This is a genomic window from Mycobacterium sp. E796 (genome assembly GCF_001672815.1).
GTDB lineage: Bacteria > Actinomycetota > Actinomycetes > Mycobacteriales > Mycobacteriaceae > Mycobacterium.
On the sequence record NZ_LZKK01000243.1, the window covers coordinates 1 to 14257 of the forward strand.

General features: G+C 68.4%; 12 protein-coding genes. 3 read left to right on the forward strand and 9 right to left on the reverse strand.

Annotated elements, in window-relative coordinates; all coding sequences use genetic code 11:
- Positions 1–3460: multifunctional oxoglutarate decarboxylase/oxoglutarate dehydrogenase thiamine pyrophosphate-binding subunit/dihydrolipoyllysine-residue succinyltransferase subunit (locus A5706_RS18135; protein WP_156767210.1), on the forward strand; the 3460-nt coding region annotated here is incomplete at its 5' end.
- Positions 3461–3572: 112 nt separating this feature from the next.
- Positions 3573–4403 carry an SDR family oxidoreductase gene (locus tag A5706_RS18140; protein WP_068133225.1) on the forward strand — a complete coding sequence of 277 codons (831 nt, stop codon included), beginning with the start codon at positions 3573–3575 and terminating at the stop codon, positions 4401–4403.
- Between the two features lie 76 nt (positions 4404–4479).
- On the opposite strand, the gene A5706_RS18145 is transcribed toward A5706_RS18140, so the two are convergent.
- Genes A5706_RS18145 through A5706_RS18155 form a run of 3 tightly spaced genes read right to left on the reverse strand, consistent with a single transcriptional unit; the run spans position 4480 to position 7545 of the window.
- Complete coding sequence (locus A5706_RS18145) at positions 4480–5331, reverse strand: glycine betaine ABC transporter substrate-binding protein (RefSeq protein ID WP_068133229.1); 852 nt, start codon at positions 5329–5331, stop codon at positions 4480–4482.
- The gene (locus A5706_RS18150; protein WP_369831899.1) at positions 5328–6500 is read right to left on the reverse strand and encodes an NADP-dependent malic enzyme; all 1173 of its coding nucleotides are present in this window, start codon (positions 6498–6500) and stop codon (positions 5328–5330) included. Before A5706_RS18150 ends, A5706_RS18145 begins: the two co-directional genes overlap by 4 nt.
- Before the next feature lie 55 nt (positions 6501–6555).
- A complete protein-coding gene (locus A5706_RS18155; protein ID WP_068133235.1) occupies positions 6556–7545 on the reverse strand; it encodes a malate dehydrogenase in 990 nt (329 codons plus the stop codon).
- Positions 7546–7713: 168 nt separating this feature from the next.
- Here A5706_RS18155 and corA point away from each other — a divergent pair, with 168 nt between their 5' ends.
- Positions 7714–8817: a magnesium/cobalt transporter CorA gene (gene corA / locus A5706_RS18160; protein WP_068133251.1), complete on the forward strand. Its 1104-nt coding sequence runs from the start codon at positions 7714–7716 to the stop codon at positions 8815–8817.
- Positions 8818–8895: 78 nt separating this feature from the next.
- Here the strand turns inward: corA and A5706_RS18165 are convergent, their stop codons facing one another.
- Genes A5706_RS18165 through A5706_RS18190 form a run of 6 tightly spaced genes read right to left on the reverse strand, consistent with a single transcriptional unit; the run spans position 8896 to position 14252 of the window.
- Positions 8896–9474: a suppressor of fused domain protein gene (locus A5706_RS18165; RefSeq protein WP_068133255.1), complete on the reverse strand. Its 579-nt coding sequence runs from the start codon at positions 9472–9474 to the stop codon at positions 8896–8898.
- A gap of 2 nt (positions 9475–9476) precedes the next feature.
- Positions 9477–10649 carry an ABC transporter ATP-binding protein gene (locus A5706_RS18170; protein ID WP_068133238.1) on the reverse strand — a complete coding sequence of 391 codons (1173 nt, stop codon included), beginning with the start codon at positions 10647–10649 and terminating at the stop codon, positions 9477–9479.
- A gap of 4 nt (positions 10650–10653) precedes the next feature.
- On the reverse strand, positions 10654–11487 hold the full coding sequence (locus tag A5706_RS18175) for a carbohydrate ABC transporter permease (RefSeq protein ID WP_068133258.1): 834 nt from the start codon (positions 11485–11487) through the stop codon (positions 10654–10656).
- Entirely contained in the window at positions 11477–12349 is an 873-nt protein-coding gene (locus A5706_RS18180) for a carbohydrate ABC transporter permease (protein WP_068133242.1), read from the reverse strand. The genes A5706_RS18175 and A5706_RS18180 overlap by 11 nt, the downstream gene beginning before the upstream one ends.
- On the reverse strand, positions 12346–13725 hold the full coding sequence (locus A5706_RS18185; protein ID WP_068133244.1) for an extracellular solute-binding protein: 1380 nt from the start codon (positions 13723–13725) through the stop codon (positions 12346–12348). The genes A5706_RS18180 and A5706_RS18185 overlap by 4 nt, the downstream gene beginning before the upstream one ends.
- On the reverse strand, positions 13725–14252 hold the full coding sequence (locus A5706_RS18190; RefSeq protein ID WP_068133246.1) for a general stress protein: 528 nt from the start codon (positions 14250–14252) through the stop codon (positions 13725–13727). Before A5706_RS18190 ends, A5706_RS18185 begins: the two co-directional genes overlap by 1 nt.
- Positions 14253–14257: the final 5 nt, after the last annotated feature.

Sequence of the window (14257 nt, forward strand, 5' to 3'; positions counted from 1 at the left end):
GGCGCGTCCGGCGCCGGCGGCCCCCGCGGCACCGGCCAAGCCGGCCGCTCCCCCGCCGGCCGAGGGCGACGAGGTGCAGGTGCTGCGCGGCGCGGCTGCCGCCGTCGTCAAGAACATGTCCGCGTCGCTGGACGTGCCTACGGCGACGAGCGTGCGGGCCATCCCGGCCAAGCTGCTGATCGACAACCGGATCGTCATCAACAACCAGCTCAAGCGCACCCGCGGCGGCAAAATCTCGTTCACCCACCTGCTGGGCTACGCGCTGGTGCAGGCGATCAAGCAGTTCCCGAACATGAACCGGCACTACGCCGAGGTCGACGGCAAGCCGACCGCGGTCACGCCCGCGCACACGAACCTCGGCCTGGCCATCGACCTGCAGGGCAAGGACGGCAAGCGGTCCCTGGTGGTGGCGGGCATCAAGCGCTGCGAGGAGCTGCGGTTCGCCCAGTTCGTCACCGCCTACGAGGACATCGTGCGCCGCGCCCGCGACGGCAAACTGACGGCGGAAGACTTTGCGGGCGTGACGATTTCGCTGACCAACCCGGGCACCATCGGCACCGTGCACTCGGTGCCCCGACTGATGGCCGGCCAGGGCGCCATCATCGGCGTCGGCGCCATGGAGTACCCGGCCGAGTTCCAGGGCGCCAGCGAGGAGCGCATTGCCGAGCTGGGCATCGGCAAGCTGATCACGCTGACGTCCACCTACGACCACCGCATCATCCAGGGCGCTGAGTCCGGCGACTTCCTGCGCACCATCCACGAGATGCTGCTCTCGGACGCGTTCTGGGACGAGATCTTCCGCGAGCTGGGTAACCCGTACCTGCCGGTGCGCTGGAGCACCGACAACCCGGACTCGATCGTCGACAAGAACGCCCGGGTGATGGAGCTGATCGCGGCCTACCGCAACCGCGGGCACCTGATGGCCGACATCGACCCGCTGCGCCTGGACGGAAGCCGGTTCCGCAGCCACCCCGACCTCGAAATCCTCAATCACGGCCTGACGCTGTGGGACCTCGACCGGGTGTTCAAGGTCAACGGCTTCGCCGGCTGCGAGTACAAGAAGCTGCGCGACGTGCTCGGCTTGCTGCGCGACGCCTACTGCCGGCACATCGGCGTCGAGTACACCCACATCCTCGAGCCCGAACAACAGCAGTGGCTGCAGGAGCGGGTCGAGACCAAGCACGTCAAACCCACCGTGGCCGAACAGAAGTTCATCCTGAGCAAGCTCAACGCCGCCGAGGCCTTCGAGACCTTCTTGCAGACCAAATATGTTGGGCAGAAACGGTTTTCGTTGGAAGGCGCGGAGAGCGTGATCCCGATGATGGACGCGGCCATCGACCAGTGCGCCGAGCACGGCCTCGACGAGGTGGTCATCGGGATGCCGCACCGCGGCAGGCTCAACGTGCTGGCCAACATCGTCGGCAAGCCGTATTCGCAGATCTTCTCCGAGTTCGAGGGCAACCTCAACCCGTCGCAGGCGCACGGCTCCGGCGACGTCAAGTACCACCTGGGCGCCACCGGCGTGTACCTGCAGATGTTCGGCGACAACGACATTCAGGTCTCGCTGACCGCCAACCCGTCGCACCTGGAGGCCGTCGACCCGGTGCTGGAGGGCCTGGTCCGGGCCAAGCAGGACTTGCTGAACCACGGCTCGCAGGACGACGGCGACGAGAAGGCCTTCTCCGTGGTACCGATGATGATGCACGGCGACGCCGCCTTCGCCGGGCAGGGCATCGTCGCGGAGACGCTGAACCTGGCGAACCTGCCCGGTTACCGCGTCGGCGGCACCATCCACATCATCGTCAACAACCAGATCGGCTTCACCACCGCGCCGGAGTACTCCAGGTCCAGCGAATACTGCACCGACGTCGCAAAGATGGTGGGGGCACCCATCTTTCACGTCAACGGCGACGACCCCGAGGCCTGCGTGTGGGTGGCCAAGCTGGCCGTCGACTTCCGGCAGCGGTTCAAGAAGGACGTCATCATCGATATGCTGTGCTACCGCCGCCGCGGCCACAACGAGGGCGACGACCCGTCGATGACCAACCCGTACATGTACGACGTCGTGGACACCAAGCGCGGGGCCCGCAAGAGCTACACCGAGGCCCTGATCGGCCGCGGCGACATCTCGCTCAAGGAAGCCGAGGACGCGCTGCGCGACTACCAGGGCCAGCTGGAGCGGGTGTTCAACGAGGTCCGCGACCTGGAGAAGCACGGCGTGCAGCCCAGCGCGTCGGTGGAGGCCGACCAGCCCGTCCCCGCGGGGCTGGCCACCGCGGTGGACAAGTCGCTGCTGGCCCGCATCGGCGACGCCTTCCTTTCCGTGCCAGACGGTTTCACCGTGCATCCGCGCGTGCAGCCGGTGCTGGAAAAGCGCCGCGAGATGGCCTACGAGGGCAAGATCGACTGGGCGTTCGGCGAGCTGCTGGCGCTGGGTTCGCTGGTGTCCGAGGGCAAGCTGGTGCGGCTGTCCGGGCAGGACACCCGCCGCGGCACCTTCTCCCAGCGGCATTCGGTGATCATCGACCGCAACACCGGTCAGGAGTTCACGCCGCTGCAGCTGCTGGCGACCAACCTGGACGGCACGCCGACCGGGGGCAAGTTCCTGGTGTACGACTCGCCGCTGTCGGAGTACGCGGCCGTCGGCTTCGAGTACGGCTACACCGTGGGCAACCCGGACGCGCTCGTGTTGTGGGAGGCCCAGTTCGGCGACTTCGTCAACGGCGCGCAGTCGATCATCGACGAGTTCATCAGCTCCGGCGAGGCCAAGTGGGGCCAGCTGTCCAACGTGGTGCTGCTGCTGCCGCACGGGCACGAGGGGCAGGGTCCCGACCACACCTCCGGGCGCATCGAGCGCTTCCTGCAGCTGTGGGCGGAGGGTTCGATGACCATCGCGATGCCCTCGACGCCGTCCAACTACTTCCACCTGCTGCGCCGGCACGCGCTCGACGGCATCCAGCGCCCGCTGATCGTGTTCACGCCGAAGTCGATGCTGCGCAACAAGGCGGCGGTCAGCGACATCAAGGACTTCACCGAGATCAAGTTCCGCTCGGTGCTCGAGGAACCCACCTACGAGGACGGCATCGGCGACCGCGGCAAGGTCAGGCGGATCCTGCTCACCAGCGGGAAGATCTACTACGAGCTGGTGGCGCGCAAGGCCAAGGACAACCGCGACGACGTCGCGATCGTGCGCATCGAGCAGCTGGCCCCGCTGCCCAAGCGCCGGCTCAACGAGACGCTGGACCGCTACCCGGCCGTCGAGGAATTCTTCTGGGTGCAGGAGGAGCCGGCCAACCAGGGCGCGTGGCCACGGTTCGGCCTGGAGCTGCCGGAGTTGTTGCCGGACAAGCTCACCGGGCTCAAGCGCATCTCGCGCCGCGCCATGTCGGCGCCGTCGTCGGGCTCGTCGAAGGTACACGCCGTCGAGCAGCAGGAGATCCTCGACACGGCGTTCCGCTAGCAGCTCGCTGGGAACCATGCCTCCCGACTTGACCGGCCACCCTCCTCCCGATGGCGCCGGTACCCGGGGTACCGGTTAACCTCGACACCGAGCCGACACGAGGAGGGTGCTCATGCAGGGATTCGCGGGGAAGGTCGCCGTGGTCACGGGCGCCGGTTCGGGTATCGGTCAGGCGTTGGCGATCGAGCTTGCCCGCTCGGGCGCCAAGCTGGCCATCAGCGACGTCGACACCGAGGGCCTGGCCCACACCGAGGAGCGGTTGAAAGCGATCGGCGCGCCGGTCAAGGCGGACCGGCTCAACGTCACCGAGCGCGAGGCCTTTCTTGCCTACGCCGACGAGGTCGCCGAGCACTTCGGCAAGGTCAACCAGATCTACAACAACGCCGGCATCGCCTTCACCGGCGACGTCGAGGTCAGCCAGTTCAAGGACATCGAGCGGGTGATGGACGTCGACTTCTGGGGCGTCGTGAACGGCACCAAGGCGTTTCTTCCGCACCTGATCGCCTCCGGGGACGGGCACGTCGTCAACGTCTCCAGCGTGTTCGGGCTGTTCTCCGTGCCGGGCCAGGCCGCCTACAACTCGGCCAAGTTCGCCGTCCGGGGCTTCACCGAGGCGCTGCGGCAGGAAATGGCGCTGGCCCGCCACCCGGTCGCGGTGACCACCGTGCACCCCGGCGGCATCAAGACCGGGATCGCCCGCAACGCCACCGCCGCCGACGGAATCGACCCCGAACAGCTGGCCAAGCTGTTCGACAAGCGGCTCGCCAGGACCAGTCCGGAACAAGCCGCCAAGGCCATCCTGGACGCGGTCCGCAAGAAGAAGGCCCGGGTGCTGGTCGGCGCGGACGCCAAGATCCTGGACCTGATGGTGCGGGTGGCCGGCCCGTATTACCAGCAGCTCTTCGGCCCGGTGATGGGCCGCTTGACGGGTCCCAAGCGCTAAGGCCGCGCCGAGACTGGGCTCAGCGCGCCCGATGGTGGCAAAAGCACGCTCTGAGTGCAGACTCGATGAGCAACACTTACCGCCCCAACGGGTGTTCGGCCAGCCAACCTCCCGCGACCGCCTGCGGGTCGGCGCCGCCGGCCACCTGCCGGCGCATGTCGGCCAGCGCCGCTGTGTCCAGCACGCCGGCCACCTCGTTGATCGCCAGCAACTGCCGATCGCTCAGCGCGTTGCGCCGATACAACGGCACCACGTTCTCGGCCTGGATCAGCGCGGGCTTGCCGTCGGCGAACGTGACCAGGTCGCCCGGGCTGTTGGGGTCGGCGGTGGTGGTCCATCCGGCCGTCGGCTGCCCGGCCCGTACCGCGGCGAAAAGCGCGTCCTCCGAAGGGAATTCGCGTGGTGCGGGCAGCCGGCAGGATCCGACGGCCGCGGGTGCGTGAAATCCGGTGACGGCGCCGATCGCCAGCCCGTCGCAGTGGGCCGGCAGCGTGCTCAGGTCCGCGGTGAGGTCGTGGCCGCCCCAGGCCTTCGCCGTGGCCTGGGTGACCAGCAGCACCGGCTTGTCCTCGGCCGCGGTGGCGTAGTCACCGGCCAGGACGCCCTCGGGCAGCGCCGCGATCATCGCGCGGTAGACCTGGGCGTCGGACATCGCCGTCGCGCCGGGCTGCAGCAGCCGCAACGTCTGTCCGGTGAACGCGGGCACGACGGTGAACGCGCCCGAGTCCAGCTTCGCCATCGGGTCGGGGGCGGTGTCGGGCCGGGCCGCGAAACCGTAGGACCGCAGCGCCGCCGTGTAGAGGGCGGCCAGCAGCGTCGACTCGGGGTCGGGCCGCGACCCCACCACCAATTCCGTTGCGGGACGGCCCTGGCCGCAGCCCGCCACCGCAAGCAGCGCGGCCAGCAGCAGCGCGGCCAGCCTGGTCACACGGAGGAGTCGGAAGCGATCGCGACTGCGGCGGCGACGGCTTCCCCGACGCGGGAGTCCAGCGGGCTCGGGACGATCCGGTCGATCGCAAGGTCGTCGCTGACGACGGAGAAGATCGCCTCGGCGGCGGCCACCATCATCTTCTCGGTGATGCGGCGGGCCCCGGCGTCCAGCGCGCCGCGGAACACCCCGGGGAACGCCAGCACGTTGTTGATCTGGTTGGGGAAGTCGCTGCGGCCGGTCGCCACCACCGCCGCGTACTTGGCGGCGACGTGGGGGTGGATTTCCGGGTCCGGGTTGGACAGCGCGAACACAATCCCGCCCGGCGCCATGGTGGCGACCAGCTCCTCGGGGACCACGCCCCCCGACAGGCCGAGGAACACGTCAGCGCCTTCGAGCGCCTCGACCAGGCCCCCGGACAGGCCGTCGGGATTGGTCCGCTGGGCGAGTTCGACCTTGACCGCGTTCATGTCGTCGCGCCCGCCGTGCAGGATGCCGCGCGAGTCGAGCACCGTGATGTCCGAAACACCCATCGTCAGAAGGAGATTCGTGCACGCCACCCCGGCGGCGCCGGCACCGGAGACCACCACGCGCAGCGAGGACATGTCGCGGCCGAGCAACTTGCTGGCGCCCATCAACGCGGCCAGCACCACGATCGCCGTGCCGTGCTGGTCGTCGTGCATCACCGGGCAGTCCAGCGCCTCGATGACCCGCCGCTCGATCTCGAAGCAGCGCGGGGCGGAGATGTCCTCGAGGTTGACGGCGCCGAACGTGGGGCGCAGGCGCACCAGCGTCTCGACGATCTCGTCGGGGTCCTTGGTGTCCAGCACGATCGGGATCGCGTTCAGCCCGCCGTACGCCTGGAACAGGGCGCACTTGCCCTCCATCACGGGCAGCGATGCCGCGGGGCCGATGTCGCCGAGGCCGAGCACCGCGCTGCCGTCGCTGACGACGGCCACCAACCGGTTCGACCACGTGTACCGCGCGGCCAGGGTCCGGTCCGCGGCGATCGCCCGGCTCACCTGCGCCACGCCCGGGGTGTAGGCGATCGACAACGCGCGCTGGGTGTCCAGCGGCGCGCTCAGGGCCACCGAAAGCTTCCCACCCACGTGCGCGTCGAAGATCTCATCGTCTCCGATGGCCATCTGCGGCGACGCGGTCTGTGGCATCGCATCAGGGTAAGGGCTACCCATTAGTAGACCTAATTTCCGTTCGCGCGGCGGCTCAAATCAGGCCGAGCTCCGTGACCGCGTTGCGCTCGTCGGCCAGCTCCGCGGTCGACTTGTCGATCCGGCCGCGGGAGAACTCGTCGATCTCCAGCCCCTGCACGATCGACCAGTTGCCGTCCTTGGTGGTCACCGGGAACGAGGAGATCAGGCCCTCCGGCACGCCGTAGGAACCGTCGGAGACGACCGCCATGGAAAGCCAGTCGCCCGCGGGGCTGCCGAGCAGCCAGTCACGGGCGGCATCGATGGTCGCCGACGCGGCCGACGCGGCCGACGAGGCGCCGCGCGCGTCGATGATCGCGGCGCCGCGCTTGGCGACGGTCGGGATGAAGTCGTTCTCGATCCACCCCTGGTCGCCGACGACCTCGGCCGCGTTCTTGCCGCCCACCTCGGCGTGGAAGATGTCGGGGTACTGCGTGGCCGAGTGGTTGCCCCAGATCGTCATCTTCTTGATGTCGGTGACGGCGGCGCCGGTCTTCTTCGACAGCTGCGATATCGCCCGGTTGTGGTCGAGGCGGGTGAGCGCGGAGAACCGCTCCCGCGGGATGTCGGGCGCGTTGGTCATCGCGATGAGCGCGTTGGTGTTGGCCGGGTTGCCCGTCACGCCGACGCGCACGTCGTCCGCGGCGACGGAGTTGAGGGCCTTGCCCTGCGCGGTGAAGATCGCGCCGTTGGCCTCCAGCAGGTCGCCGCGCTCCATGCCCGGGCCGCGCGGACGCGCGCCGACGAGCAGGGCGAGGTTCACGCCGTCGAAGATCTTGTTCGGGTCCGCACCGATTTCCACGCCGGACAGCAGCGGGAAGGCGCAGTCGTCGAGTTCCATCACGACGCCCTCGAGCGCCTTGAGCGCCGGCTCGATCTCCAGCAGGCGCAGCTCGATCGGGCGGTCGGCGCCCAGCAGCGCCCCGCTGGCCAGGCGGAACAACAGGCTGTAGCCGATCTGGCCGGCGGCGCCGGTGACGGCCACCTTGACAGGACTTGCGCTCACGTCGATTTACTCCTCAAGACACAGTTGCGGTCGACGTCGAAACTAGCGCACCGCCGTCGGCGCGAAATCTCCGGTCTAGGGCGCGCGCGGAGTCTTCACATCGCGTTTCACCAGGACGCGTAGCATTGAGCACCGCTTTCCCGACCTGCGCCGCGATCGGAGGTGACGGTGTTTCCCGGACCTGACGCGTTGCCCGAAGTGCTGCGACCGCTCGCGCCCGAGCCCCGCGAACAGCGCACAAAGCCCGTCGAGCGGCCGCCCACCGAGACCCTGGTCGACTGCGCCGTCTACGTCGACGGCCATCGGCTGCCGGGGAAGTTCAGCTATGCGGCCGCGCTCACCCGGGTGCGCCAGACCGAAGTGTTCGGGCAGCAGGCGTTCGTCTGGGTCGGGTTGCGGGAGCCGAGCCTGGCCGAGATGCAGGAGGTCGCGGACGTCTTCGGGCTACATCCCCTGGTCGTGGAGGACGCCGTGTGCGCGCACCAGCGGCCCAAGTTGGAGCGATACGACGAGACATTGTTCCTCGTCCTGAAGACCGTCAAGTACGTCCCGCACGAATCGGTGGCTGCGGCCCGCCAGATCGTCGAAACCGGCGAGGTGATGGTCTTCGTCGGCAAGGATTTCGTGGTCACCGTCCGCCACGGCGAGCACGGCGGTCTCTCCGAGGTGCGCAAGCAGATGGAGGCCGACCCCGAGCAGATGCGCCTGGGGCCGTACTCGGTGATGCACGCCATCGCCCATGAGGTGGTGAACCACTATCTCGAAGTGAGCCATCTGATCGAATCCGACATCGACAGCATCGAGGAGGTGGCGTTCGCGCCCGGCCGCAAGATCGACGTCGAACCGATCTACCTGCTCAAGCGCGAGGTCGTCGAGCTGCGCCGGTGCGTCAACCCGCTGTCGGGCGCGTTCCATCGCATCCAGGTGGAAAACAAGGACCTGATCTCCAAGGAGGTGCGGCGCTACCTGCGCGACCTCGCCGACCACCACTCCGAGGCCGCAGAGCACATCGCCAGCTACGACGACATGCTCAACTCGCTGATCCAGGCCGCCCTGGCCCGGGTCGGCATGCAGCAGAACAACGACATGCGCAAGATGGCGGCCTGGGCCGGTATCTTGGCCGTGCCCACCATGGTCGCCGCGATCTACGGGATGAACTTCCATTTCATGCCCGAGCTGAACTGGACGTGGGGCTACCCGGGGATCATGGCGTTCATGGCGATGTTCTGCCTGGTCCTGTACTTCCAATTCCGCCGCAACAACTGGCTCTAACCTTTCTCTCGCGAGCAGACGCAAAAGCCCCCAATCCGTCGGCGTGTCCGGGACTTTTGCGTCTGCTCGGCGATGACATCAACTGGGTTGCGCCGCAGGGCGTTTCGGGTCCAGCACGTCGACGCCGTCATTGCGCCAGGCCTGCCGCATCGCGTCGGCGCCCTTGAGCCGCACCCAGGCCGCCTCCGTCGCGGTGATCGGGGTCGCCGACAGGAACTTCACCGGGTCACGCGGCGGGTCGAGCGGCAGATCCGGAATGTCGCTGTCGCCCAACAGCACCGCGGTGAACGGCACCCGGCCCGACGGCCACGCCCACAGCGGCGAGCCGAGGTCGACGAGGGCGTCGGCGACCAGCACCACACCCTCGACGGCGGGCGTCGCCGCCAACACGGCCAGGCTGCGCGCGATGCCGGTGGCGGGCCCGGGATCCCGCAGCCGCAAAACAATTTCGGCGCGCGGGCCGCGCAACGGGTCGGCCAGGACCTCCGTCGGATCGGTCATCGGGTGCCGCGAGCACCCCAGCGACACGTAATGCACCAATCCCCCGCCGCGAAATCGCAGCACCTCGATCGGTTCGGTGCCCAGGAACGTGACGCTGGCCGAGTCGGGCTGCGCGCCGGCGAAATGGCCGCACAGGTGCGCACGCACCGGCTCCAGGGTCACTGGGCGACGGGCAGCGTCAGGTTCGCCCCGGAGTCGGCGTCGAAGACGGCGACCTTCGTCGTGTCGAGGGCCAACTCGATCGACTGCCCGATGGTCGCCCTGGACTCCGCCGGAACCCTTGCCACGAACTGGTTTTCGTGCACCTCGCCCTGTGCCTCCAGCTCGTCCAGCTGGGCGGCGTGCACGGCCGGGCCTGCGGTGGTGAAGTACACGTACTTGTCGGCGCCCAGCGATTCGACCATGTCGACCTTCACCTCGAAGGTCAGCGCCCTGATCCGCTGATACCCGTCGATCAGCGCGGCGTCGGCCAGGTGCTCGGGTCGCACGCCGACGATGACGTTCGCCGGCTTGTCGTGCGCCGAGATCACCCGCTGCACCTCCGGATCCAGCATCACCTCGCCGAACGAGAGGGTCAGCCCGTTGGGCGTCAGCTCGGCGGGGAAGAAGTTCATCGCCGGCGAGCCGATGAACCCCGCTACGAACAGGTTGGCGGGACGCTCGTACAGCTCGTCGGGGGTGCCGATCTGCTGGGCCACACCACCGTGCATCACCACCACGCGGTCCCCCAGCGTCATAGCCTCGGTCTGATCGTGGGTGACGTAGACGGTGGTGGTGCCCAATCTGCGCTGCAGCCGGGCGATCTCGCCGCGCATCTGCACCCGCAGCTTGGCATCCAGGTTGGACAGCGGCTCGTCCATCAGGAACGCCTTGGGATGACGCACGATCGCCCGCCCCATCGCGACGCGCTGGCGCTGCCCACCGGACAACTGGGACGGCTTGCGGTCCAGAAGCTCGGTCAGGTCAAGGGTTTTCGCGGTCTCTTCCACCTTCTGCGCGATCTCGGCCTTCTTCATCTTCGCCAGGGTCAGCGGAAACGCGATGTTCTGGCGCACGGTCATGTGCGGGTAGAGTGCATAGGACTGGAACACCATCGCGATGTCGCGGTCCTTGGGCGCCTTCTCGTTCATCCGCTGGCCGTCGATGCGCAGCTCGCCCGACGAGATGTCCTCAAGCCCGGCAATCATGTTCAGCGTCGTGGTCTTGCCGCAGCCGGAAGGCCCGACCAGGATCAGGAATTCGCCGTCGGCGATGGTGATGTTCAGGTCCTTCACCGCCGCGGCGCCGTCGGCGTAGCTCTTGTTGACGTTCTCCAACACAATCTCGGCCATCGCGCTATCCCTTCACAGCGCCAGAGGTCAACCCGGCGACAATCCGTCGTTGGAAAATTAGAACAAAAACGATGATCGGGACGGTAATCACGACGGCGCCGGCCGCGATCGACCCGGTGGGTTCCTCGAACTGCGAGCTGCCGGAAAAGTTCGCGATCGCCACCGGCGCGGTGATGGCCGCCTTGGTGGCGGTCAGCGACAGCGCCAGCAGCAGGTCGTTCCAGGCGAAGATGAAGACCAGGATCGCCGCGGTCACCAGGCCGGGCGCCGCCAGCGGCACGATCACGCGGCGGAAAGCTTGACCCGGCGTGGCGCCGTCCATCTTGGCTGCCTTCTCCAGGTCCCACGGGATCTCCCGGAAGAACGCTGACAGTGTGTAAATGGCAAGGGGCAGAGCGAAAGTGATGTACGGCAGGATCAGGCCCGGCCAGGTGTCGAACAGGCCGAGCGCGCGTTCGATGTTGAACAGCGGGGTGACCAGCGAGATGGCCGGGAACATGGTGATCAGCAACGTGGCGCCGATCAGCGCCCGCTTGCCGGGAAAGTCCAACCGGGCGATCGCGTAGGCCGCCATGGCGCCCAGCACCACCGCGATCGCCGTGGTGGTCAAGCCGATGCCGATCGAGTTGATCAGTGCCGAGCTGAAGAACTCGCCCCGGAAGATGCCGCGGTAGTTCTCCAGGGTCACCGACGACGGAATCAGCTTGCCGTCCTTGACCGTTGACGACGGCTTGAGCGACAGCGACAGAATCCACAGCACCGGGACGATCGCGTACACCACCACCAGCGTGTCGATCACGGCCCAGACGGCCAAGCGCCCGACGGGTTTAGCGGCCATCGCCCGCACCACCGGGCGCTGATGCGCCGAACGCCTTGATGTACACCAGCGCGATGATCCCCACGCAACAGAAGATCAGCACGCTGATCGCCGAGCCCAGACCCACGTTGAAGCCCTTGAACAGGTTGTCGTAGCCCAGGATTGACACGGAGTCGGTGTTGTTGGCGCCGTCGGTGAGCACGTAGATGTTGTCGAAGATGCGAAACGCGTCCAGGGTCCGGAACAGCAGCGCGACCACGACCGCGGGCTTGATGATCGGCAGGATGATCCGGGTCAGCCGCCGCCAGGCGCCGGCCCCGTCGACCTGCGCGGCCTTCAGCAGGTCCTCGGGCACCAGCGCGAGCCCGGCCAGCAGCAGCAGCGACATGAAGGGCGTGGTCTTCCAGACCTCGGCCAGCACGACGATGCCCAGCGACGGAATCTGTTGCGTCAGTGGGGCACTCCCCTGCGGCAACAGGTTGGCCAGGTAGCCGGTCCCGGGTGTCCACGCGTAGTACCAGCTGTACGACGCGACGACGGTGACGATGCCGTAGGGGATCAGCACCGCGGTGCGCACCAGGCCCTTGCCGACGAGCGTGCGGTGCATCACCAGGGCCAGCGTCAGGCCTACCACGAACTCGATTGACACCGAGACCGCCGTGATTCCCAGCGTCACCAAAAGCGCTGTCCACCAATACCGGTCGGTGAGGATCGTCTGGTAGTTGCCCAACCCGATGAAGGCGGTGTCACCCGGCGTGGCAAGGTTGTTGCGCTGCAGGCTGAGCCAGACCGCATAGCCGATCGGGTACGCCGTCACCGCGAGCATCAGGGTCGCGGCGGGTGCGACCAAGGTGAACGCCAGTCGCCGCTCGGCGCGGCTCACGGCAGCAGCCCCTTGCCGTCGATCGCCTTCTGCGCCTGCGCGGTGAGCTCGTCGGCCGTGCGCTCCGGGTCGATCCGGGTGATGGGGCTCAGCGCCGCCGACAGCCGCAGCGATAGCGCCTGGTACACCGGCGTCGCCGGGCGCACCGCCGCGTCGGTGAGCTGCTGGCGGATCACCGTGTGCATCGGATACTTGGCCTGGAATTGCGGATCGGAATACAGCGAAGTGCGCACCGCGGGCAAGCCGCCGGCGATCGACACGTACTTCTGGCTCTGCAGGCTGCGCAGGCAGCGCACCGCCTCGAACGCCTCCGCGCGGTGGCGGGTGGTGCTGGCCACCGCCAGGTTCAGGCCGCCGATGGTCACCTTGGCCGGGCGGTCCGGCGCCACCCGCGGGTAGGGCGCGAACCCGAAGACCTTCTGGCTTGCCTCGTAAGCGATGCGGAATTGTTCGTCGGTGGGCACGAAGGTGCCGACGTCGTTGATGCTGCCGGCCAGCGCCGGGTCGCGGTTCAGCGGCAGGAACGGCACGCCGCCCTTGACGGCGTTCTCCAGCAGCGAGGCCAGCACATAGGGCCAGTTGACCTCGAGCGCGGCCCTGCCCTGTTCCACCGCCAGCCGCGCGGTGCCCTCGTCGGTCCGGCTGAACGACGGGTCGGCGCCGGGTGCGGTGGCCACCGACTTGAGGACCCGCAGGGCGTCGACGGTGGCGGCCCGGTGCGCCGGCGTGTCGGTCAGCGTGACCCGCCGGCCGTCGTCGGAGAGCACCTGTCCGCCCGCACTCACCAGCAGTGTGTTGAACCACACCACCAGGCCCTCACCCTCGTTGGCCTGCGCGGCGATCCAGGAAGGCTGGCCCGCGTCGTGCAGCCGGGTGGCCTCGGCCACCATGCCGTCCCAGGACGAGGGTGGCTGGCTCACCAAATCCGGTCGGTACCAAAGCAATTGGGTGTTGGTGGTCACGGGTGCGCCGTACAGCCGCTGCTTCCACCGCGCCGTCGCCAGCGGGCCGGGCAGGGTATCGACGGTGGCGTCGGACTCGGCCTGCCCGGCGGGGTCGTCGGACAGCGGCAGCGCCCAGCCCGCCTCGGCGAATTCCGCGGTCCACACGACGTCCAGCGCCATCACGTCCAGGCCGCGGTCGTGGGCGCTCAGCCGGCGGGCCAGCTGCACCCGCTGCTCGCCGGGGCCGCGGGGCAGGCTGACGTGCCGGACCGCGAACCCCAGTTGCCGGGTGCACTCCTGCGCGACCGCGGTGAAGGTGGCCGCGTCGGTCGCCGGCGTGTAGAAGCTGACCACCATCCCCGAGCCGGCCGCCGCGCAGCCGGACAGCAGCGCCGACGCGACGGTGAGCGTCGCCAGGCCACGACGACCCATCAGATCGCCAGGCGCGCCAGCAGATCCCGTGCCTTCTCCGCGTTTTGCGGATCGCAGAGCACGTCGTAGCGTCCGGCCACCAATTGCAGAGTGGAGCTGAAATCCCTTGTGCCACGGGCCATTGCGTAGGGCACGGCGGAGGTGATCAGGCCGAAGAACACCCCGGCGACCAGGCCGGTGACCAGCGCGGCCCATGGGTTGGGGCTGAAGAAGCCGAGCACCAGGCCGATGAACAGGCCCAGCCAGGCCCCGCTGATCACCCCGCCGCCCAGCACCTTGGGCCACGACAGCCGGCCGGTGACGCGCTCGACCTGCATGAGGTCGACGCCGACGATGGTCACCTGCTGCACTGGGAACTGTTGGTCGGACAGGTAGTCGACCGCGCGCTGCGCCTCGGCGTAGGTGGGATAGGAGCCGACGGGCCAGCCCTTGGGCGGTGTCGGCAGCGCGGGCACGCCACGCCGGCCGGCCGCCGCGCCCGTGGGCGTGGCGCCGGGAACCTGTCCGGGCTGGAAAGGACTAGTCATCGCCG

What these genes read in the sequence shown, in the direction of transcription:
- A5706_RS18175 (WP_068133258.1), bottom strand. Translation starts at nt 11,487, where the DNA reads ATGGCCGCTAAACCCGTCGGGCGCTTGGCCGTCTGGGCCGTGATCGAC.
- A5706_RS18190 (WP_068133246.1), bottom strand. Translation starts at nt 14,252, where the DNA reads ATGACTAGTCCTTTCCAGCCCGGACAGGTTCCCGGCGCCACGCCCACG.
- A5706_RS18140 (WP_068133225.1), top strand. Translation starts at nt 3,573, where the DNA reads ATGCAGGGATTCGCGGGGAAGGTCGCCGTGGTCACGGGCGCCGGTTCG.
- A5706_RS18185 (WP_068133244.1), bottom strand. Translation starts at nt 13,725, where the DNA reads ATGGGTCGTCGTGGCCTGGCGACGCTCACCGTCGCGTCGGCGCTGCTG.
- A5706_RS18150 (WP_369831899.1), bottom strand. Translation starts at nt 6,500, where the DNA reads ATGCCACAGACCGCGTCGCCGCAGATGGCCATCGGAGACGATGAGATC.
- A5706_RS18170 (WP_068133238.1), bottom strand. Translation starts at nt 10,649, where the DNA reads ATGGCCGAGATTGTGTTGGAGAACGTCAACAAGAGCTACGCCGACGGC.